16 protein-coding genes and 1 pseudogene are annotated in these 18737 nt (G+C 73.1%); 12 read left to right on the top strand and 5 right to left on the bottom strand.

The genetic code is table 11. The features are described 5' to 3' along the window. Nucleotides 1–34: 34 nt before the first annotated feature. The 3 genes from ACH499_RS21115 to hemL form a co-directional block, all read right to left on the bottom strand. Entirely contained in the window at nucleotides 35–1333 is a 1299-nt protein-coding gene (locus ACH499_RS21115; RefSeq protein ID WP_399017526.1) for a hypothetical protein, read from the bottom strand. A 131-nt stretch (nucleotides 1334–1464) separates the two neighbouring features. Beyond that, entirely contained in the window at nucleotides 1465–2112 is a 648-nt protein-coding gene (locus ACH499_RS21110) for a histidine phosphatase family protein (protein ID WP_356198161.1), read from the bottom strand. 41 nt (nucleotides 2113–2153) lie between these two features. Then, a complete protein-coding gene (gene hemL, locus ACH499_RS21105; RefSeq protein WP_399017524.1) occupies nucleotides 2154–3470 on the bottom strand; it encodes a glutamate-1-semialdehyde 2,1-aminomutase in 1317 nt (438 codons plus the stop codon). A gap of 495 nt (nucleotides 3471–3965) precedes the next feature. Here hemL and ACH499_RS21100 point away from each other — a divergent pair, with 495 nt between their 5' ends. The 7 genes from ACH499_RS21100 to ACH499_RS21070 all read left to right on the top strand — a co-directional run bounded on the left by ACH499_RS21100 (nucleotide 3966) and on the right by ACH499_RS21070 (nucleotide 11814). Next, complete coding sequence (locus tag ACH499_RS21100) at nucleotides 3966–4403, top strand: hypothetical protein (RefSeq protein WP_030401649.1); 438 nt, start codon at nucleotides 3966–3968, stop codon at nucleotides 4401–4403. Nucleotides 4404–4575: 172 nt separating this feature from the next. Then, a complete protein-coding gene (locus ACH499_RS21095; RefSeq protein ID WP_399017522.1) occupies nucleotides 4576–5466 on the top strand; it encodes a phosphorothioated DNA-binding restriction endonuclease in 891 nt (296 codons plus the stop codon). 187 nt (nucleotides 5467–5653) lie between these two features. Further along, nucleotides 5654–6502, top strand: a complete 849-nt coding sequence (locus ACH499_RS21090) for a class II glutamine amidotransferase (protein WP_399017520.1) — start codon at nucleotides 5654–5656, stop codon at nucleotides 6500–6502. 4 nt (nucleotides 6503–6506) lie between these two features. Further along, nucleotides 6507–9185, top strand: a complete 2679-nt coding sequence (locus tag ACH499_RS21085) for a LuxR C-terminal-related transcriptional regulator (protein WP_399017518.1) — start codon at nucleotides 6507–6509, stop codon at nucleotides 9183–9185. A 98-nt stretch (nucleotides 9186–9283) separates the two neighbouring features. Then, complete coding sequence (locus ACH499_RS21080) at nucleotides 9284–10918, top strand: MFS transporter (protein ID WP_399017516.1); 1635 nt, start codon at nucleotides 9284–9286, stop codon at nucleotides 10916–10918. An 18-nt stretch (nucleotides 10919–10936) separates the two neighbouring features. Continuing rightward, the gene (locus tag ACH499_RS21075; protein WP_399017514.1) at nucleotides 10937–11470 is read left to right on the top strand and encodes a hypothetical protein; all 534 of its coding nucleotides are present in this window, start codon (nucleotides 10937–10939) and stop codon (nucleotides 11468–11470) included. Nucleotides 11471–11616: 146 nt separating this feature from the next. Next, entirely contained in the window at nucleotides 11617–11814 is a 198-nt protein-coding gene (locus ACH499_RS21070) for a hypothetical protein (protein WP_356197508.1), read from the top strand. 31 nt (nucleotides 11815–11845) lie between these two features. Here the strand turns inward: ACH499_RS21070 and ACH499_RS21065 are convergent. Together ACH499_RS21065 and ACH499_RS21060 are read right to left on the bottom strand one after the other, a co-directional pair. Further along, nucleotides 11846–13255: pseudogene (locus ACH499_RS21065) on the bottom strand (DUF2252 domain-containing protein). Further along, the gene (locus ACH499_RS21060; RefSeq protein WP_399017511.1) at nucleotides 13252–13854 is read right to left on the bottom strand and encodes a potassium channel family protein; all 603 of its coding nucleotides are present in this window, start codon (nucleotides 13852–13854) and stop codon (nucleotides 13252–13254) included. Before ACH499_RS21060 ends, ACH499_RS21065 begins: the two are co-directional and overlap by 4 nt. A 216-nt stretch (nucleotides 13855–14070) precedes the next feature. Here ACH499_RS21060 and ACH499_RS21055 point away from each other — a divergent pair, with 216 nt between their 5' ends. The 5 genes from ACH499_RS21055 to ACH499_RS21035 all read left to right on the top strand — a co-directional run bounded on the left by ACH499_RS21055 (nucleotide 14071) and on the right by ACH499_RS21035 (nucleotide 18574). Continuing rightward, complete coding sequence (locus ACH499_RS21055; RefSeq protein ID WP_399017509.1) at nucleotides 14071–14535, top strand: SHOCT domain-containing protein; 465 nt, start codon at nucleotides 14071–14073, stop codon at nucleotides 14533–14535. A gap of 31 nt (nucleotides 14536–14566) precedes the next feature. Continuing rightward, a complete protein-coding gene (locus ACH499_RS21050; RefSeq protein ID WP_356197499.1) occupies nucleotides 14567–15001 on the top strand; it encodes a hypothetical protein in 435 nt (144 codons plus the stop codon). A gap of 146 nt (nucleotides 15002–15147) precedes the next feature. After that, entirely contained in the window at nucleotides 15148–15411 is a 264-nt protein-coding gene (locus tag ACH499_RS21045; protein ID WP_356197497.1) for a hypothetical protein, read from the top strand. A 142-nt stretch (nucleotides 15412–15553) separates the two neighbouring features. Next, a complete protein-coding gene (locus ACH499_RS21040) occupies nucleotides 15554–16987 on the top strand; it encodes an MFS transporter (RefSeq protein WP_356197496.1) in 1434 nt (477 codons plus the stop codon). 120 nt (nucleotides 16988–17107) lie between these two features. Then, entirely contained in the window at nucleotides 17108–18574 is a 1467-nt protein-coding gene (locus tag ACH499_RS21035; RefSeq protein WP_399017507.1) for a membrane-associated oxidoreductase, read from the top strand. Nucleotides 18575–18737 lie beyond the last annotated feature (163 nt).

Raw genomic sequence — 18737 nt, 5'->3', positions numbered from 1 at the left:
TTGGGCACCCCCCTCGCGGACCGGAACCCGCATTTCAGGCGGCGTCCGCCGGGGCCGTGGAGCCGCTCGCGGGGGCCTCCTTGAGGAAGGCGTTCCAGCCACCGGCCGGACGCTGTCCCACCTCGACCGTGCGCAGCCTGGCGAGCACCTCGGGCCTCTGCGCGTCCAGCCAGTCGGTGAACTGGCGGAAGGAGACGAGCCGGATGTCACCGCCCTTCTCCTTCTCCCGCGCGATGTGTTCGAGGGCGTTCTCGACGGCGTCCATGTAGATGCCGCCGTTCCACTCCTCGAAGTGGTTGCCGATGAAGAAGGGTGCCCGGTTTGTCTCGTATGCCCGCTTGAATCCGGCTATGTAGGCGTCGGTGGCCTGTTGGCGCCAGCCCGGGTAGTTGTGGGCGGGCGCCTTGGTCGAGTTGAGGGACTGGTTGGCGAGGATGTTGTAGTCCATCGACAGGACCTCGAAGGAGTGCCCGGGGAACGGTATCTGCTGCAACGGCAGGTCCCAGATCCCGTCCTTCTTCACCGGCCACACCTGGCGGCCGCCGGGCGAGGAGGCGTCGTAGCGCCAGCCCAGCTCGCGGGCGGCGGGCAGCAGGTTGTCCTGGCCGAGCAGACAGGGCGTGCGGCCGCCTACCAGTTCCTTGTCGTAGTCGAAGGGCAGCGGGGGCAGGTCCGTCCAGCCGGTGTTGGTCCGCCACTGCTTCACGAACGACTTCGCCTGGTCGATCTCGCTGCGCCACTGCGCCGGGGTCCAGTTGCCGACCGTGCCGCTGCCGCCGCAGAAGTGGCCGTTGAAGTGGGTGCCTATCTCATGGCCCTCCAGCCAGGCGCGGCGGACGCCGGCGAGCGTGTCCTTGATGTGGGCGTCGGTGAGGTAGCCGATGTCGGAGGCGCCGCGCGGGTTGTTCGGCGGGTCGTAGAGGCGCTTCTTCGACTCGGGCAGCAGATACAGGCCCGAGAGGAAGAAGGTCATGTGCGCGCCGTGCTCCCGGGCGAGGTCCAGGAAGCGCGGGAACAGCCCGTTGCCGACCTCCCCCGCCCCGTCCCAGGAGAAGACGACGAACTGCGGCGGCGTCTGGCCGGGCTCCAGCGGCACGGGCGCCTCGGGCTGGTGCGGCTGCTTGCCCGTGTACGCCGTGGAGCCGTCGCCGATGGGCCGCGCCGGGGGCTTGCCGGAGGCGGACGCCGAGGGCCGGGCGCCGGAACCGGCCGCCTGGTGCGAGCCGCCCGACGACGTGTGGGAACCGCAGCCCGCGAGCCCGGCCGCGGCCGCGGCGCCCGCGCCGAGTCCGAGCATCCCCCTGCGGGTGAGAGTGCGGGTGGAAGTGCGCATCGCAACCTCGTTCGTCACGTCCTCTGGTGGTCACTCGGTGAGAGGACGTGACGAACGTGCGGGTTCCGCATATTTGTGCGGATTCCGTAACGGGGTGCGCGGCCGGGGGCGGCCGTCCCGCCGCGGAACCGTCAGGCCCCGAAGGCCTTGCCCTGCCCCTTCACCGGCTTGGCCCCCGCGAGGAGGTGGGCCGGGACCAGGTCGCGGGCGGGCTCGGTGTAACCGACGGACACGATCCGGTCGCCCTGGAACGTGAACGTCGTCAGGGACGCCAGCGTGCACTGCCGCTTGCGCGGGTCGTGCCACAGCCGCCGCCGCTCGACGTACGACCGCAGGATCCAGATCGGCAACTGGTGGCTGACGACGACCGCCTCGTGCCCGCGCGCCCTGTCCTTCGCCGCGGTCAGCGCGCCCATCATCCGCACCACCTGGTCGACGTAGGGCTCGCCCCAGGACGGCTTGAACGGGTTGACGACGTGCTTCCAGTTGGCCGGCCGGCGCAGCGCGCCGTCGCCGATGCCGAAGGTCTTGCCCTGGAAGACGTTGTCGGCCTCGATCAGCCGCTCGTCGGTGTCCAGGTCCACGCCGTGCGCCTTGGCGATCGGCGTCGCCGTCTCCTGCGCCCGCTCCAGCGGGGAGGCCACGACGTACGTCACGTCGCGGGAGGCGAGGTGCTCGGCGACCCGGTCGGCCATGCGCCGGCCCAGCTCGGAGAGGTGGTAGCCGGGCAGGCGGCCGTAGAGCACGCCGGTCGGGTTCTCGACCTCGCCGTGCCGCATCACGTGGACGACGGTCAGGTCGTCCCGCTTGTCCCCGGTGCTCACGCGGTCGCCTCCGCAGCCGCGCGGGCCGCCGCCGGAAGGGCGTCGGCGATGCGCTGGACGGCCCGCTCGTCGTGGGCGGTGGACACGAACCAGGACTCGAAGGACGACGGCGGCAGGTAGACGCCGTCGGCGAGCAGCGAGTGGAAGAAGGCGGTGAAGCGGAAGGACTCCTGCGCCTTGGCGTCCTCGTAGTCGCGCACCGGCCGGTCCGTGAAGAAGACGGAGAACATGTTGGAGGCGGTCTGCAGCGTGTGCGCGACGCCCTCCTTGCTCAGCGCCTCGGTGACCAGGCCCTGGATCTGCTCGGACACGGCGTTGACCTTGGCGTACGCCGCGTCGTCCAGCAGCCGGAGCTGGGCGAGGCCGGCGGCGGTGGCGACCGGGTTCCCGGAGAGCGTGCCGGCCTGGTAGACCGGGCCGGCCGGGGCGAGGTGCGCCATGACGTCGGCGCGCCCGCCGAACGCGGCCGCGGGGAACCCGCCGCCCATGACCTTGCCGAAGGTCATCAGGTCGGGCACGACGCCCTCGACGCCGTACCAGCCGGCGCGGCTGGTGCGGAAGCCGGTCATGACCTCGTCGGAGATGAACAGTGCGCCGTTCGCGGCGCACGCGTCCTTGAGGCCCTGGTTGAAGCCGGGCAGCGGCGGGACGACGCCCATGTTGCCCGGGGACGCCTCGGTGATCACGCAGGCGATCTCGCCGGGGTGCGCGGCGAAGGCGGCGTGCACGGCCTCCAGGTCGTTGTACGGCAGCACGATCGTGTCGCTCGCCTGGGCGCCGGTGACGCCCGGGGTGTCGGGCAGCGCGAAGGTGGCGACGCCGGAGCCGGCGGCGGCGAGCAGGGAGTCGACGTGGCCGTGGTAGCAGCCGGCGAACTTGATCACCTTGGTGCGCCGGGTGAAGCCGCGGGCGAGCCGGATGGCGGACATCGTCGCCTCGGTCCCGCTGGAGACCAGTCGCACCTGCTCCAGCGGCGCGACGCGGGCGACCATCTCCTCGGCGAGCGCGACCTCGCCCTCGGCGGGCGTGCCGAACGAGGTGCCGCGCGCGACGGCCTCCTGCACGGCGGCGATCACCTCGGGGTGCGCGTGGCCGAGGATCATCGGACCCCAGGAGCAGACGAGGTCGACGTACTCACGCCCGTCCGCGTCCGTCAGGTACGGCCCGGTGCCCGACACCATGAACCGGGGCGTGCCGCCCACGGCGCGGAACGCCCGCACCGGGGAGTTCACACCGCCGGGCGTGACGGCCGCCGCGCGGTCGAACAGAGCCTGCGAGGCCGGTGCTTCGTATGGATATGCCAGTTCGCTCATGACCTGCGACTTCTCCGACCTTCTCGACCTTCTCCGACTTCTCGGACTCTGGTTGCCCAGGGTGACCTCATTCAGGGTAGACAACCCGCCCGAACGTCGTGTCGTCTGCCAGACTGGAGCCCGTCCACGCAGCTCACGATGACGGCGTGGAGAGAGGTTGCCGGCGTCCTGCGGACATATGGACAGACATATGTTTCACCGCACGTTTCGGCGGGCGGCCGTGGGGGAGGTCACTGACACGATGATCGGGTTGCGCGGCGGGCGCCACGCGTCCTAGAAAAGCAGTCGGGTGGAGATATGCATCGCGGTGGCGGACTGGGCGAGGGGACCGACGATCTGGGTCCCCGACGTGCCCGGCGGGGCAGGCACCGACGCGAGGCGGAGGAAACGGCCGAAGCACGCGAGACACGGCACGCGCACGGTGCGCCGATCGAGCCCGACCGGCTCGACCGGCGGGTCGACCGGCCGAGGGCGGGGAGCGGGAATGGTGGTCGGGTGGGGGTGACGTACAAGTACTTCGGCGCGCCGGACGGCGCGACCGCGGCCCGCGTCCCGATCTCGATGCGCCCCGAGGAACTCGGCGGCGACGAGCTCGGCATGAACGGCATGTTCACCAAGATCAAGCCGGAGACGATGGCCGCGATGGTCCTCACCGGCATCGAGGGCGTGCCCCTGCACCGGGTCCCCCCGCTGGAACTGGTCGTCCTGCACCCCGACTACGCGGTCGTGAAGCTCCCGATGACCGTCGTCGACCCCCTGCGCGGCATCGGCGAGGAGGCGGTCGGCGCGGCCGCCTTCATCTGGTCCACGGTCCCGGACCGGGGCGGCCCGCGGGACGCGTTCAACGTGTACCAACTGCTGCACGAGTGGCAGGACTTCTCGCACCGGCTGCACGAGGCGGGGCATCAGCCTTATTGCCTGGTGTGGCCCTGAGTCACGGGCGCAGCGGCAGCGGGCGGGGTCTTCGGGCCTCGCCCTTTTCCGTGCGGGGCAAGGGCCGTCGGGCCGGACACCGGGTGGAGCCGGCCAACTCCCCCGTGCCGCGGGCGCGGTTGTCGGCCGGCGCCCGCACGCCTGTCGGCGGGTGCGTCTACGATCGGCCGTCATGGACTGGCTGGAGCGGATCGCGAGGCTGAGGCAGTGGACCCAGCGGGGAACGCGCGCTCCGCACAAGCCACTTCTGCTGCTGTACGCGCTCGGCCGGTACCGGGAGGACCCCGACGGGGGGTTGCGGTACACCGCCGTGGAGCGGGACCTCCAGCGCCTGCTCGTCGAGTACGGGCCGCCCCACAGGACGACACCCGCGTACCCCTTCCACCACCTGGTCGGTGACGGCGTGTGGGAAGTCCGCACCGATCGAGGGCCGGGCAGCCCCGGCAGCGGGGTGCGGGACCTCCGTGAGACGGGTGCCACCGGGCGGCTCGCGCCGGACCTGCGAGCGGCGCTGCGACGGGAACCGGACCTGCTCGGCAGGATCGCGCGCCTGCTGCTGGACCTGCACTTCCCGCCCTCCCTGCACGGGGAGCTGTGCGAAGCCGTCGGCCTGGAAGCGGAACCGGCCGGGCGGCTCGCGGCGGTACGCGGCAGGCGGCGGGACCCGCGAATGCGGGAGCTGGTGCTGACCGCCTACGAGTACCGGTGCGCCTTCTGCGGGTACGACGGCAGGATCGGCGCGGTGCCGGTCGGGCTGGAGGCCGCCCACGTGCGCTGGTGGGCGTTCGGCGGACCCGACGAGGTCGAGAACGGGCTGTGCCTGTGCGCGCTGCACCACAAGCTCTTCGACAAGGGCGTCCTCGGCGTGGGGGACGACCGGCGCGTCCTGGTCTCGCAGCGCTTCGTCGGTCACAGCGCCGCCGCCCGCGAGCACGTCACCGCCCTCGCGGGCCGGCCGCTCGTCGGCCCGCGGCCCGGCGCACGCCCTGTCGCCGCGGCTCACCGGGACTGGCACGCCCGGCAGGTCTTCCACGGCGAACCGCGCCCGGCCGCGGCCGTCTGACCGCGTCGGGACGCCTGCGTCCCGGGGTGCGGTGGGCACCGCCCCCTCGTCGGCGTGCCGCGCCGGCCGCCGTTGGCGATACTGGCAGCAGGTACGGGACGACGCTCCCCGTGCGCCGGGCCACGGCGGAGTCCGCGGCCGGGCCCACCACAAAGGCGCCGTCACCGCCGCCGAAAGGGGCGTCGCCATGTGCCGCTGGATCGCCTACTCGGGTACACCCGTCCTTCTCAGCCAGGTCCTGTTCGAGCCGGAGCACTCCCTGATCGACCAGAGTCTGCACTCCCGCATGGGCGTGGAGACGACCAACGGCGACGGCTTCGGCATCGGCTGGTACCCGCGGGACATGGCCGAGCCGGCAGTCCTGCGGGACGTCGGCCCGGCCTGGAACGACCGCAATCTGCAGGAGGTCGCCCACCACACCCGCTCGGGGCTGTTCTTCGGCCACATCAGGGCCTCGACCGGAACGGCCGTGCAGCAGAGCAACTGCCACCCGTTCCGGAGCGGTCGCTGGCTGTGGATGCACAACGGGGTGATCAGCGACTTCCGCCGACTCCGGCGTGACCTCGCCCTGGCCGTCGATCCGGCCCGGTACGCCCGCATAGAGGGCTCCACCGACTCCGAGGTCATGTTCTTCCTCGCCCTCACCTTCGGTCTGACGGACGACCCGCCCGGTGCGGTGGCGCGCATGGCGGGACTGGTCGAGACGACGGCGGAGGCGCACGGCGTCCCGCACCCGCTGCAGATGACCGTCGCAGTGACCGACGGTGAGAGCGTGTGGGCCTTCCGTTACTCCAGTGAGGGCCGCTCGCGCTCGTTGTTCGTCAGCACCAGGGTGGACGCCCTGCGCGCGCTCCACCCGGACGTGTCGTTCCTGCGTGGCCTCTCCGACGAGACCCGTCTCGTCGTGTCGGAGCCCCTGGGCGACCTGCCCGGCGCGTGGAACGAGGTGCCGGAGAGCAGTTACGGCGTCGTCCGGCCGGGCGGGGGCGAGTTGCGTCCCTTCCGGCCCGAGTACGCCGACGGACCGCGGGGGTGAGGCCGTGGCCGCGAGCGACGACACGGCCCGGGAACCGGCCGGGGCCGGCGCCGACACCGACCCGCTGGGAGACCCCCTCCTGCGCACCCGGTTCGCCCTGCCCTCGCGGCCTGCCACGTTCCTGCGGCGGCAGCGGCTCGTCGACCATCTCGACCAGGCACTCACGACACCGCTGACGCTGGTCAACGGCGCGGCCGGGGCGGGCAAGACCCTGCTGGCGGCCGACTGGGCGGCAGGTCTGCGGCTGCCGGTCGCCTGGCTCACCGTGGAGGCCGGAGACCACCGGCCCGGGGTCTTCTGGGCCTACGTCCTCGAAACCCTGCGGGCCTGCGGCGCGCGGGCCGCCGGGGCCGTCGGTACCCCCGCGGACTCGGGGGGCGTGGGACGCGGGCTGCTGGGCGCGCTCGCCGCCGAGCTGGACGCCCGCGACCGTCCCGTGGTCCTCGTGCTCGACGAGTACGACCGGATGACCGCTCCCCAGGTCGCCCAGGAGCTGGAGTTCGTCCTGCGCCACGCCGGACGGGGACTGCGCCTCGTCCTCGTCACCCGTACCGAACCGCTCCTCCCGCTGCACCGGTACCGGGCCGCCGGCGAGCTGACGGAAATCCGCGGCGCGGAGCTGGCCTTCACTCCCGGGGAAGCCGGCGCGCTGCTGGAACTGCACGGCCTGCGTCTGCCCGCGCACGCCACGTCCGCGCTGGTGGAGCGAACGCGGGGCTGGGCCGCCGGTCTGCGCCTGTCCGCCCTGGCGGCCCGGGAGAGCACCGACCCCGAGCGCTACCTGAAGGAGTTCGAGGCGGACCACAGTACGGTCGCGGACTTCCTGCTCGCCGAGGTCCTCAAGGGCAGGACGGAGGAGACCCAGGACCTCTTGCTGCGCGTGAGCGTCCTGGACCGTTTCTGTCCGGGCCTGGCCGACGCCCTGACCCTGCGGACCGACGCCGCCCCCCTCCTCGCCGGGCTGCACCGGGAGAACGCGTTCATCGAGCGGCTCGGGCACTCCTGGTACCGGCTGCATCCGCTCTTCCGGGAGATACTCCGGGCCCACCTGCGCGAACGCATGCCCGGTGTGGAGCCGGAACTGCACCGCCGGGCCGCGCGGTGGCTGCGCCGCTCCGGGTTCCTCCCCGAGACGCTCGCCCACGCCGCCGCCGGGGGCGACTGGGACCTCGCGGCCGGCGCCCTCGTCGACGACCTCGCGATCGGCCAGCTCTTCACGGGCCTGCGCTCCGACGACCTGACCGAGCTCTTCGCCGGCATGGGGCCGGAGGCCGGGAGTCCGGCGAGCGACGTCGTACGCGCGGCCCGCGCCCTGGCCCGGCGCGACCTCGGTCACGGCCTGGCCCGGCTGCGGGGGGCGCGGGAACGGTTGCCCGACGACGCTCCCGACCTGGCACCGGTCCGGTTGAGCTGCACGCTGCTGGAGGCGCTGGCGGCCCGGCTCACCGGATGCCCGGCCCGGGCCGAGGAGGCCGCCGCGGCCTCCGAGGAGCTGGTGCGGGAGCTTCCGGCCCCTCTGCTCGGCAAGCACCCGGAACTGACGGCCCTCCTGCTGACGCACGTGGGGTCGGCACGCCTGTGGGACGGGCGGTTCGAGGACGCGCGTGCTGTCCTGACCACGGCGGCCGGCACTCCTGGCGGGGCCGCCACCGTGCTGCCGCGGGTGGAGGCGATGGGACACCTGGCCCTGCTCGACTACCTCAACGGCTGGCTCGGCCGCGCGGAGCGCAAGGCCATGGCCGCTGTGTCGGAGGGAGAGCGGGCGGGGCTGCCCCGGCCACCGGGCGCGGGCATCGGCCGGCTGGTCCTGGCGGCGGTGGCCGTCGACCGCCACGAACTGGACCGGGCCCGGACCTTGCTCGACGAGACGGCCCGGCTCCCGGCGAGGGAACACGATCCGGTGCCGACGGCGGGGCGGGCCATCGCCGTGTCGCGGCTGCTGCTCGACAGCGGGGAAGCGGGTGCGGCCGTGGAGGCGGCGGACCCGGCCGTCCCCGCCGCCGTGGCATCGCCCTGGGCGCAGGGCCACGCGGCACTCGTCCGCTCCGCCGCCCGTCTGGCCGAGGACCGGCCGGACGAAGCCTCCCGGATACTCCGCGGCTTCTCCGGGGACCAGCCGGTGTGCGCGGTGGAGGCGGCGGCCCTCCAGATCGCCGCGGGACGCCCCCGGGCGGCCGTCGAACTGCTCGACAGCATCCGCACCGAAGGACGCACCGGCCCCGTGGTGAGCGTGGGCGCGGCACTGGTGAAGGCCCGGGCCGCCACGGAGGCGGGCGATGAGGCGACCGCCCGCAGGCTCGTCGCGCGGGCGCTGCTGGACGCCCGGCGCGAGCGGCTGCGGCGCCCCTTCCTCCGGGCCGGGGAGTGGCTCCGGCCGATGCTGGCCACGGACCCGCTGCACGAACTGGCGGAGGGCTGGCTCGTGGCCGAGCCATCACGGCGACGCGGGGAACGACCCCGGCCCGAACCTGGTCCGCCGCCCCTGGTGGCGGTGGAGCTGAGCGGACGCGAGCGCGATGTGCTGCGGCGGCTGGCCCGCATGATGTCCACGGAGGAGATCGCCGCCGACCTGTACGTGTCGGTCAACACGGTGAAGACGCATCTCAAGAGCGCCTACCGGAAGCTCGGCGTGAACCGGCGCAACGAGGCGGTGCGCCGGGCACGCGGCCTCGGCCTCCTGTGACCTCCCCCGCGAGGGGTGAGGCACACGGCGCCACCGCCGGGGTGCGATAGGGGAAGCGTGCCCCGGCGCGCCGGGCCGACCCGCGGAGGTGAGACGACGTGAAGCACTGGCGGGCCCTGGCGGTCCTGGGCACGGCCCAGTTCCTGATGGTGCTGGACACCTCCGTCATGAACGTGTCGATCAGCCAACTGGTCGAGGACTTCGACACCGAGGTCACCGCCATCCAGGCCGTCATCACCCTGTACGCCCTGGTCATGGCGGCTTTCATGCTCATCGGCGGCAGGCTCGGGGACATCTTCGGACGGCGCCGCGTGTTCCTGGCGGGGCTGACCGTGTACGGGGTGGGGTCGGCCGTGACCGCCGTGGCGCCCACGCTGTGGGTCCTCACGCTGGGCTGGTCCGTCGTCGAAGGGCTCGGGGCCGCCATGGTGCTCCCGGCGATGGCGGCCCTGGTCGCCGAGTCCTACCGGGGGCGGGACCGGGCCGTCGCCTTCGCGGTCGTCGGCGGCCTCGCCGGGGCCGGGATCGCGGTCGGCCCGATGCTCGGCGGCTGGATGACGACGTACCTCTCCTGGCGGCTGGTGTTCGCGGGCGAGGTCGTGGTCGTCGCGGCCGTGCTGCTGTGCCGGCGGCTGATCGCGGCACCCGCTCCGGCCGGGCGCCGTCCCCGGCTCGACGGGGTCGGGGCGGTGCTCTCCGCCGCCGGGCTCGGGCTGGGCGTGCTCGGGGTGCTGCAGAGCAGCACCTGGGGCTGGGTGGAACCCCGTAACCCGCCCTTCACCGTCCTCGGCTTCTCCCCCACCCTGTTCGTCGTCGGCGCCGGACTCGTCGTGCTGGCCGCCTTCCGGTTCTGGGAGCGGCGGCGTACGGGCCGGGGTGCCGACCCCCTGGTGCACCTGGCCCTGCTGGGCAGGCCCGTGCTCCGGGCCGGGCTGACGACGCTCCTGGGCCAGAACCTCATCCTCCTGGGTCTGTTCTTCGCCATCCCCCTGTATCTCCAGGTGGTGCAGGGCTTCGACGCCTTCCAGACGGGGCTGCGCCTGCTGCCGGTGTCCGCCACGATGCTGGTGACCTCCCTGTGCGGCTCCTCGCTGGGGCGCAGGGTGGGGCCGCGCAGGGTGGTGCGGCTCGCCCTGGTGGTCCTGGTGGCGGCCGTCGTGTGGCTGCTCGCCACCATCGACCCGGTCATCGACGACGCGCAGTTCGCCGGGGCGATGGCCGTCCTGGGCGTGGGCGTCGGCCTCCTCGCCTCGCAGCTCGGCAACATCGTCCAGTCCGACGTCGGCGAGGACGAGCGCAGCGAGGCCGGAGGGCTTCAGTTCACGGCCCAGAACCTCGGTTCGGCGCTGGGCACCGCACTCATCGGCTCGATCCTCGTCGGCGCGCTCGCCGGCGCCCTCACCACCCAGGTCGCGGACGACCCGCGGCTGTCCCAGGCGACCCGCGACCAGGTCGGAGTCCGCCTGGAGGCCGGCATCACCTTCGTCTCCACCGACCAGGTGCGTACCGCGGCCGAGCGGGCCGGTCTGCCACCGGCCGAGGCCGACGCCGTCGCCGACTCCTACGCCTCCGCCCAACTGCAGGGGCTGAAGGCGGCGATCCTGGCCACGGGCGGCGTAGCGCTCGCCGGCTTCCTGGTCACCGCCCCTCTGCCGACCGCCCGGGCGGTCCGGCCGCCGCCCGGCCCCGGCCTCGACGCCGACCCGGCGGGAACGACCGGTCCGACCGGCTGAGCGGGAAGGGAGACCCTGGTGTCCTCAGGCACGACCGGGTCCCGACGGGCCACACAGCGGCGGGAGCGCCGGGCCGAGCACCGGGCGCACGCCGACTACACCGGCGGCGTCTACGGGTCCATGCTCGCGGCCTCCGTCGTGATCGGCGCCGGCTCGTTCGGCTCGTTCCCCCGCGCCGAACTGGTCCTGCTGCTGTTGCTCACCGGCCTGGTGTTCTGGATCGCCCACGTCCACGCCGAGCTGTTCGGCGCACGCCTCGCCCGGGACGCGCCGGACCGGCGGGTGATCCTGCGCGTGTGCCGTGAGGAGTGGCCGATCGTCAAGGCCGCCGTGCCGCCGGCCGCGGCCGTCGCCGTCAGCCCGCTGCTGGGGCTGGACGTCCAGGGTGCCCTCTGGCTGGCGCTGTCCGTCGCCGTCGCCGGGCAGGTGGGCTGGTCCGTCGCCGCGGCCCACCGCGCGGGGGCCTCACGGCGGCTGATGGCCGCCACCGCGTCGGTCAACGTGCTGCTCGGCCTGGTGATCGTCGTCCTCAAGATCGCCCTGACGCACTGAGGGACCGCGCCGGCGCGGTGGCCGCCGCGAGTCACCTGCCCAGGGTGAGGCCCCCGGGGGCTCGGGGACGGACGATCGGCACAGAGGACTCCGTCCGCGCCGGGTCGTGGACGCCGTCCCGAGCCCGTCCGGTGGAGGGACCGCCCGTGCGCTACGAGATCCGAGTCGAGGGACACCTGTCGGAGACGCTGGCCAAGGCGTTCCCGGAGCTGGAGCACGTGGTGATGTCCGGGCAGACGGTGCTGTTCGGCAGTGTCGTGGACGAGGCCCACCTGTACGGTCTGCTGACGCGTTGCCAGTCACTGGGGCTGCGGGTCCTGGAGATGCGGCAGCTCCCGGAGTGACGCGGACCGGCCTGCGCGCCCTCCGCCGCTCTCACCGGTGTCGCGCTTCGATCCGGCCCGCGCTGCGGGCGGCGCCGAGAGCCTGGTGGTCCCGCTCGTTCTGGTCGGCGTAGGACCGGCCGAACTCGGCGAGCGCGCGGTCGAAGCGGTCGCTGCCGCCCAGGTAGGCGGCGAGTGCGACGGGGTCGCCCGAGCGGGCGTGCGCCCGGGCCAGACAGGCCCCGCACAGCCGGCCGAAGAGGGAGAGCAGCTCCGGCCCCATGGTCTCCGGCCGCGCGATGCCCTTCCAGTCCCACAGCTGGCGCACGTAGAAGTCCCGGCCCTGTCCGTCGAGGCCGGTGACGTGCGTCCAGCCGAGGAAGATGTCGCTGGTGGTCTGGATCAGGCGCTGCCCGGTCACCACCCGGCGGCCCTGGTTGCCGTAACGCTCACCGCCCGTGTGGGCGGCCAGCACCGACTCCGAGGCCTCCTTCGCCTGGAGCAGCAGCGGATCGTCGTCGTCCCTGCCGAGCAGGAGCAGCACCCAGCAGCGGGTGCCGACGCTGCCGACGCCCACCACCTTCCGGGCCATGTCCACCAGCCGGTAGTGGCGCAGCAGGTGCCGGCGTTCGACCGGCAGGGTCCGCGCGTAGCCCTCCACGAGGGACCGCAGCTGCTCCTCACGGCGGGCCTCGGAGCGCTCGGCCGTCAGGTCCCCGAGCGGGGTGATCAGCGGGGGGTCCGGTGCGATGCGCCGGCCCTCCGCCGTGACGCGGGTGAGTTTGGCGAACGCCTTCTCATGGGTCCGTGTGCGTGCCTTCGCGGCCGCCTCGCGCAGGCGGTGGCCCGCCTCGTCCTCCGCCCGCGCCGCCAGCAGCGCCCGCAGGTGGTCGGCGTCGTCCTGGGCGTACCAGATGTCCAGGGTGGGCATGCCGGCGAACTCGCGCATCCGCTCCCGTTACGCCCGCACGCAGGCCCGTACGGTGCCGTCCTGCTCCTTGCGCGAGAAGCCGTTCTCCCGTGCCGCGATCACGAGGCCCGCCGCCAGCCGCTTGACGTCCCACTCGAAGGGGCCGGGCAGGGTCTCGTCGAAGTCGTTGATGTCGAAGACCAGGCGGCGCTCGGGCGAGGCCAGCAGCCGGAAGTTCAACGGGTGCGCGTCGCCGCACAGTTGCACCTGGAGTCCGCTGCTGGGCAGGGGGGCCAGGTCCGCCGCCATGACCGCCGCCGCGCCCCGGTAGAAGCGGAACGGCGATTCCAGCATGCGGCCGTAGCGGATCGGCACCAGGGCGGGTACGCGCTCGGCGGACTGGCGTTCCAGGATCCCGGTCGGGTCGGGGCGCCGCTGCGCCGGCTCGTACCAGCCGTGGCACGAACGCGAGGCCCGCTTGCGCGCCTTCCTGCCGTACGCGGCCCGCTCGGCCGGCGGCAGGGAGGCGGTGAAGGCGCTGGGTACGGTCATGGTCCGGCCTCCGGTTCGTCGGGACCGGCACCGGCGGGCGGTTCCCGGAGCTTGCGGCGCAGTCCCGTCTGCACGGCGCTCGCCAGCACTCGGGCGGCGACGCCGACGAGCAGCAGCCCGCCCGCCATCTGCACCATCGCGAGCACCCGCCCGGTCTGGGAGCGCGCCGTGATGTCCCCGTAGCCGACGGTGCTGAACGTGCTCAGGGTGAAGTACAGGGCGTCCGTCCTGGTCAGCGGTTCGCTGAAGGAGCCCGGCGCGGAGCGGGCCAGCAGGTAGTAGGCGACGGCGAAGAGGACCAGGAACAGCACCAGCGTGGCGGCCAGGCCCTCGACGGCCCGCAGACGCGGATGGGGGGACCGCGCGATGGCCCGCACCTCCCACGCGAACACGAGCAGGACCACCAGCAGGCCGCCCGCCAGCAGCAGGGACGCGCCGGCCGTCAGGTGCTCGTCCAGGGGCAGCAGGTAGTAGGCGGTGACGAGGCCGGCGGCGATGAACGCGGCACGGGCGAGGGCGACGGCGGCGGCGCCCCGCCCGGCGCGGAGTCCGTCCGCCCCCGCCAGGGCCTGTCCCCCGTCGGTGTCCGTATCGCTCATCCGCACGTCTCTTCGCCGTGTCCGAGCCCGGTGGGCCGGTCGTTTCCGCTTCCCACCCTCACCGCCCGGTGGCGTCGGCGGATCACCCCTGACGGGTGGTCCCGTCGCGGCGAGCACACTCACCCTCGCCGGGTGATGCCACGCGGTGCGCCCCGTGACCACTCTGAAGTCCGGTGGGGAACGACGGCCGGGCCCCGCCCGGAACGGAGGACGGACATGAGCGCACCGACCTACCTGGCGTATGACTATCCGCTGCTGGGCGCCTTCTGGACCATGCTGATGATCTTCCTGTGGATCATGTGGTTCGTCCTGCTCTTCCGCATCGTCGCGGACATCTTCCGGGACGACGGACTGAGCGGCTGGGCGAAGACCGGCTGGCTGGTGTTCTGCATCCTCCTGCCCTTCCTGGGCGTGTTCGTCTACGTGATCGCCCGCGGGAAGAACATGGGCCGCCGTGAGGTGGCGCAGGCCCGTGCGCAGCAGGAGCAGTTCGACGCGTACATCAGGAAGACCGCGGCCGGCGGGTCCAGCAGCGTCGACGAACTCGCCCGGCTCTCCGAGATCCGGGACCGGGGCGGCATCACGGACGAGGAGTTCCGCAGGGCGAAGGAACTGGTCCTGACGGGTCACGGTCCGGCGGCCCACACGGGCGGCACCGGCACCGGCACCTCTGCCCACTGACAGCAACCGCACCCACGAAACGAGGCCCGACATGACCGCTGTACACCCGCGCCCGGCGCACACCGCGAGGCAGGAATGGGCGACCGGCCTGACCGCCTTCGCTGCCGTGATGCTCTTCCTCGTCGGACTGCTCGACGTCTTCCGGGGCATCATGGGCATCGCCCAGGACGACGTCTTCGTCACCACGCCCAGCTACGTCTTCAGGTTCGACCTCACGGGCTGGGGCTGGGTCCACCTCGCCCTGGGCGCCGTCGCCGTGGCGGTCAGCGTCGGGCTGCTGATGACGGCGATGTGGGCGCGCGTCGCCGGAGTCGCCATCGCCGGACTCGTGATCATCGCCAACTTCCTCTCCCTGCCGTACTACCCGGTGTGGTCCGTCGTCATGATCACCATCTCCGGCTTCGTCATCTGGGCCCTGTGCGTGGTGCAGCGGGGTGGCGATCCGCACGGCCGCGAGACGCGTTGAGGGTGCCGCCGGCCGACCGGCCCGCGTGCGGCCCGGCCGGCGCCGGGCCGCAGGCGGCGTCCGGCCCGCCGCGTCCTCTCGGTGGCGGGCCACGGGCAGGGAGAGGACGCTGGATGCGGGGGGGGGGAACACGATGGAGAGACCCCATGACTCGGACCAGGACGGACAAGGCGCACGGATCCTTCCTCTCGCGCCCCGGCGTCCGCCGCTTCCTGCCGTTCGCGGTGATCACAGCGATCGCCCTGATCTTCATCTTCGAGAACGACGCGAGTGTCGAGATCCGGCTTCTCGTCCCGATGGTGACGATGCCCCTGTGGGGCGCGCTGCTGATCGCCTGGGCCCTCGGCGTCCTCGCCGGCCTGTTCACGGTGCGGCGGCGGTCGGGCCGGAACGCACGACGGCACGGATGAACGCGCGCCGGGCCTCGAGGCCGCCCGCCGCTCGGAGGTAATCGCCTCCCCCTCCTTTCGGAATACCCCAGGGGGGTATATCGTTCAGTCCACCTGAGCGATACCCCATGGGGGTATCCATGTCGTTGGGAGGGATCAAGCCATGTCAACCGCCGATCCGCGGCGCTGGTGGGCACTCGCCGTGCTGGCCGCCGCTCAGTTCATGGTGATCATGGACACCTCGATCATCGGGGTGGCGCTTCCGGAGATGCAGCGTGACCTGGGCTTCTCCCAGGGCGATCTGCAGTGGGTCTTCAACGCGTACGTCATCGCCTTCGGCGGGCTGCTGCTGCTCGGCGGCCGGCTGTCCGATCTGCTGGGCGCGCGGCGGGTGTTCGCCGGCGGATGGGTCGTGCTGATCGCCGGCTCCGTGGTCGCCGCCGCCGCGAGCACCGCCTGGGTCGAGGTCGTGGGCCGCGCCGTGCAGGGCGTGGGCGGGGCGCTGATCGCGCCCGCCTCCATGACGCTGCTGATGATGCTCTTCGGCCAGAACCCCAAGGAGCTGGGCAAGGCACTCGCCCTCTACGGCGCCGCGGCCCCCGCCGGCGGCACCGCGGGCGTCTTCCTGGGCGGCGTGTTCACCGAGTGGGCGAGCTGGCCCTGGGTCTTCGTCATCTACGTCCCGATCGGTCTCGTGACCCTCGCCGCCACCGGGCTGCTGCCCGCCGTCGCGCCGAGCCGCGGTTCGGTCGACGTCCTCGGCGCCGCGTTCGTCACCGCCGGTCTGGCCCTCGCCGTGTTCGCGGTGGTCCGCGCGCCCGAGGTCGGCTGGGGTGCCGGCCAGACGGTGCTGGAACTCCTCGGCGCGGCCGTGCTGCTGGCCCTGTTCCTCCTCGTCCAGAGGTCGGTGAGGACGCCCCTGATGCCGCTGCGGGTCTGGCGCACTCCGGGGCTGGGCGTGTCCAACCTGGCGATGACGCTGCTGGGCGCCGCCTGGATCCCGATGTGGTACTTCCTCAACCTCTACCTCCAGCAGGTCCTCGGTTACGGGGCGTTCGCCAGCGGCGCCGCCCTGCTGCCGATGACCGGTCTGCTGATGCTCTTCATGACCCTCATCACCGCCCGCCTGCTGGGCCGCTTCGGCGCCAAGCCGCTGATCTCCGGAGGCCTGTTCGTCCTGGCCGCGGGCCTGGTCTGGCTGGCCGCGGTCGAACCGACCGGCACCTTCGCCGTCGACGTCCTGCCGGCCTCGCTGGTCGCCGCGACCGGCATGTCGCTGGCCTACATCCCGGCCATGATGTCCGCGATCTCGGGCGTCCCGCAGGAGCAGGCCGGCCTGGCCTCCGGCATCGTCAACACCACCTACCAGGTGGGTTCCGCGCTGGGCCTCGCCGCCCTGACCGCGCTGGCCACCTCCCGGGGCGCGGACCGGATCGGTGATCTGCCCGCGCTGACCGACGGTTTCAGCGCCGCGTTCCTCGGCGCCGCCGCCGTCGCGGCCGTCGGCGGACTGCTGACCGCCGTACTGATGCGGGGCCGCCCGGCGTCCGCGGCCGAGGACCCCGCGACCCCGGCCGGCGAGTCCGTCAGGGCCTGAGCGTGGGCGGCTGTCGCGCCCACGCCTCCGAAGGACCGTTCCGTACCGACCCCGTCGGGCGGAACGGTCTTGTCGTTTCCGGCGGTTGACACCCCGAACACCGCACGTCAGAGTCCCGCCGTGAGCGATACCGACGATCTGACGCCGGCCGAGACGCGCGTCTGGCGAGCCTTCCCGCGGGGCTCGTCCGTGGACTTCCGCGCCGACGGCGACGAGGCCCCGGAGCCCGGCGACACCTGGGGCGCCGAGCGGACCGTCAGGGCGAGCGTGCTGCGGGCACTGCTGCTCAGGGCTCCGCAGGAGGAGGGGGAGATCGCCGCCCTCAAGATCACGGGGGCGCGGATCACCGGGGTGCTCGACCTGAAGTACGCCACGGTCGACGCCCCCGTACGGCTGAGCCACTGCCACTTCGACAACGCCCCCGACCTCTACGGGGCCCATCTGCGCCAGCTCAATCTGAGCAGGTCCCTGCTGCCGGGCCTGACCGCGGCCACCCTGCGGGTCGAGGGGGTGCTGCGGATGACGGACTGCCGGGTGCGCGGGCCGGTGCGGCTCGGCGGGGCGCAGATCTCCGGGGCGCTGTTCCTGGAGCGGGCGCGGTTCACGGCGCCGGACGACTCCGAGCCGGTGCTCCAGCTCAACCAGGCGTCGATCGGCGACGACCTGTGGGCACCGGAGATGCGCGCGCACGGCCAGGTTCGGCTCACCGGCGCCATGGTCACCGGACGGATCAACCTCCAGGACGCCGAGTTCGACCGGCCCGGCGGCACCGCGCTGGACGCGCAGAACCTCCAGGTCGGGGGTCATGTGCGGGCGCGGTGCCTGCGTGCGCGGGGCCGGGTCGAGCTCCGCGGCTCGCGCATAGCGGGCCGCCTCGACCTGCTCCACGCGCGCCTGTCGAATCCGGGCGACACGGCACTGCGGGCGAGCAGCAGCGTCATCGGCGAACTCTGGCTGCGCGGCGGGCCACGCGTCCGGGGCGCCCTGAACCTGCGGCGCTCCCAGATAGAGATCCTCACCCTCGAACCGGAGATGCTCCCGGACCAGGTGCACCTGGGCAATCTCACGTACACCGTGCTCGCCCCGCACGAGCCCGCCGAGCGCCGCCTTCCCATGCTGGAACGGGACGGCGACCGGTACGAACCGTACGGCTACGAGCAGTTGACGGCCGCCTACCGCCACGTCGGGGACGACGACGCGGCCCGGCTCGTCCAGCTCGCCAAGCAGCGCCGCCGACGCGCCGGCCTCACCTGGTACGGCAAGGTGTGGGGGTACGTCCAGGACGCCGCGGTCGGCTACGGCTTCCGCCCGCTGCGCGCGGCCCTGTGGCTGCTGTCCCTCATGACCGTCGGGTCGATCGCCTACGGCATGGAGCATCCGCGCCCCGTCAAGGCGGACGAGGCCCCCGAGTTCAACCCCGTCTTCTACACCCTCGACCTGCTGCTGCCGGTCATCAGCTTCGGCCAGGAGACGGCGTTCGCCCCCGAGAGCTGGTACCAGTGGCTGTCGTACGGCCTGATCCTCACCGGCTGGATCCTGGCGACGACGATCGTCGCGGGCGTGACCCGTACGGTCAGCCGCCAATGAGCCCCCGGAGCGCGAGAAACGGGTGAGGGCGGGCCGTCGGGCCCGCCCTCACCCCTCGCGGGGACTGCTCAGTGGGTGGTGGTGAAGGTGCGGAGTCGGAGGCTGTTGCCGACGACGAAGACGGAGGAGAAGGCCATGGCGGCTCCGGCGATCATGGGGTTGA

The sequence above is a fragment of the Streptomyces sp. NPDC018947 genome, assembly GCF_044390505.1.
GTDB lineage: Bacteria > Actinomycetota > Actinomycetes > Streptomycetales > Streptomycetaceae > Streptomyces.
This window is presented reverse-complemented; position numbering and strand designations above follow the sequence as displayed.

Bases quoted from the DNA above. Each gene is read 5' to 3' on its own strand.
- ACH499_RS21115 (WP_399017526.1), bottom strand. From the start codon at position 1,333: ATGCGCACTTCCACCCGCACTCTCACCCGCAGGGGGATGCTCGGACTC.
- ACH499_RS21110 (WP_356198161.1), bottom strand. From the start codon at position 2,112: ATGCGGCACGGCGAGGTCGAGAACCCGACCGGCGTGCTCTACGGCCGC.
- hemL (WP_399017524.1), bottom strand. From the start codon at position 3,470: ATGAGCGAACTGGCATATCCATACGAAGCACCGGCCTCGCAGGCTCTG.
- ACH499_RS21095 (WP_399017522.1), top strand. From the start codon at position 4,576: ATGGACTGGCTGGAGCGGATCGCGAGGCTGAGGCAGTGGACCCAGCGG.
- ACH499_RS21090 (WP_399017520.1), top strand. From the start codon at position 5,654: ATGTGCCGCTGGATCGCCTACTCGGGTACACCCGTCCTTCTCAGCCAG.
- ACH499_RS21060 (WP_399017511.1), bottom strand. From the start codon at position 13,854: ATGAGCGATACGGACACCGACGGGGGACAGGCCCTGGCGGGGGCGGAC.
- ACH499_RS21055 (WP_399017509.1), top strand. From the start codon at position 14,071: ATGAGCGCACCGACCTACCTGGCGTATGACTATCCGCTGCTGGGCGCC.
- ACH499_RS21050 (WP_356197499.1), top strand. From the start codon at position 14,567: ATGACCGCTGTACACCCGCGCCCGGCGCACACCGCGAGGCAGGAATGG.
- ACH499_RS21045 (WP_356197497.1), top strand. From the start codon at position 15,148: ATGACTCGGACCAGGACGGACAAGGCGCACGGATCCTTCCTCTCGCGC.
- ACH499_RS21040 (WP_356197496.1), top strand. From the start codon at position 15,554: ATGTCAACCGCCGATCCGCGGCGCTGGTGGGCACTCGCCGTGCTGGCC.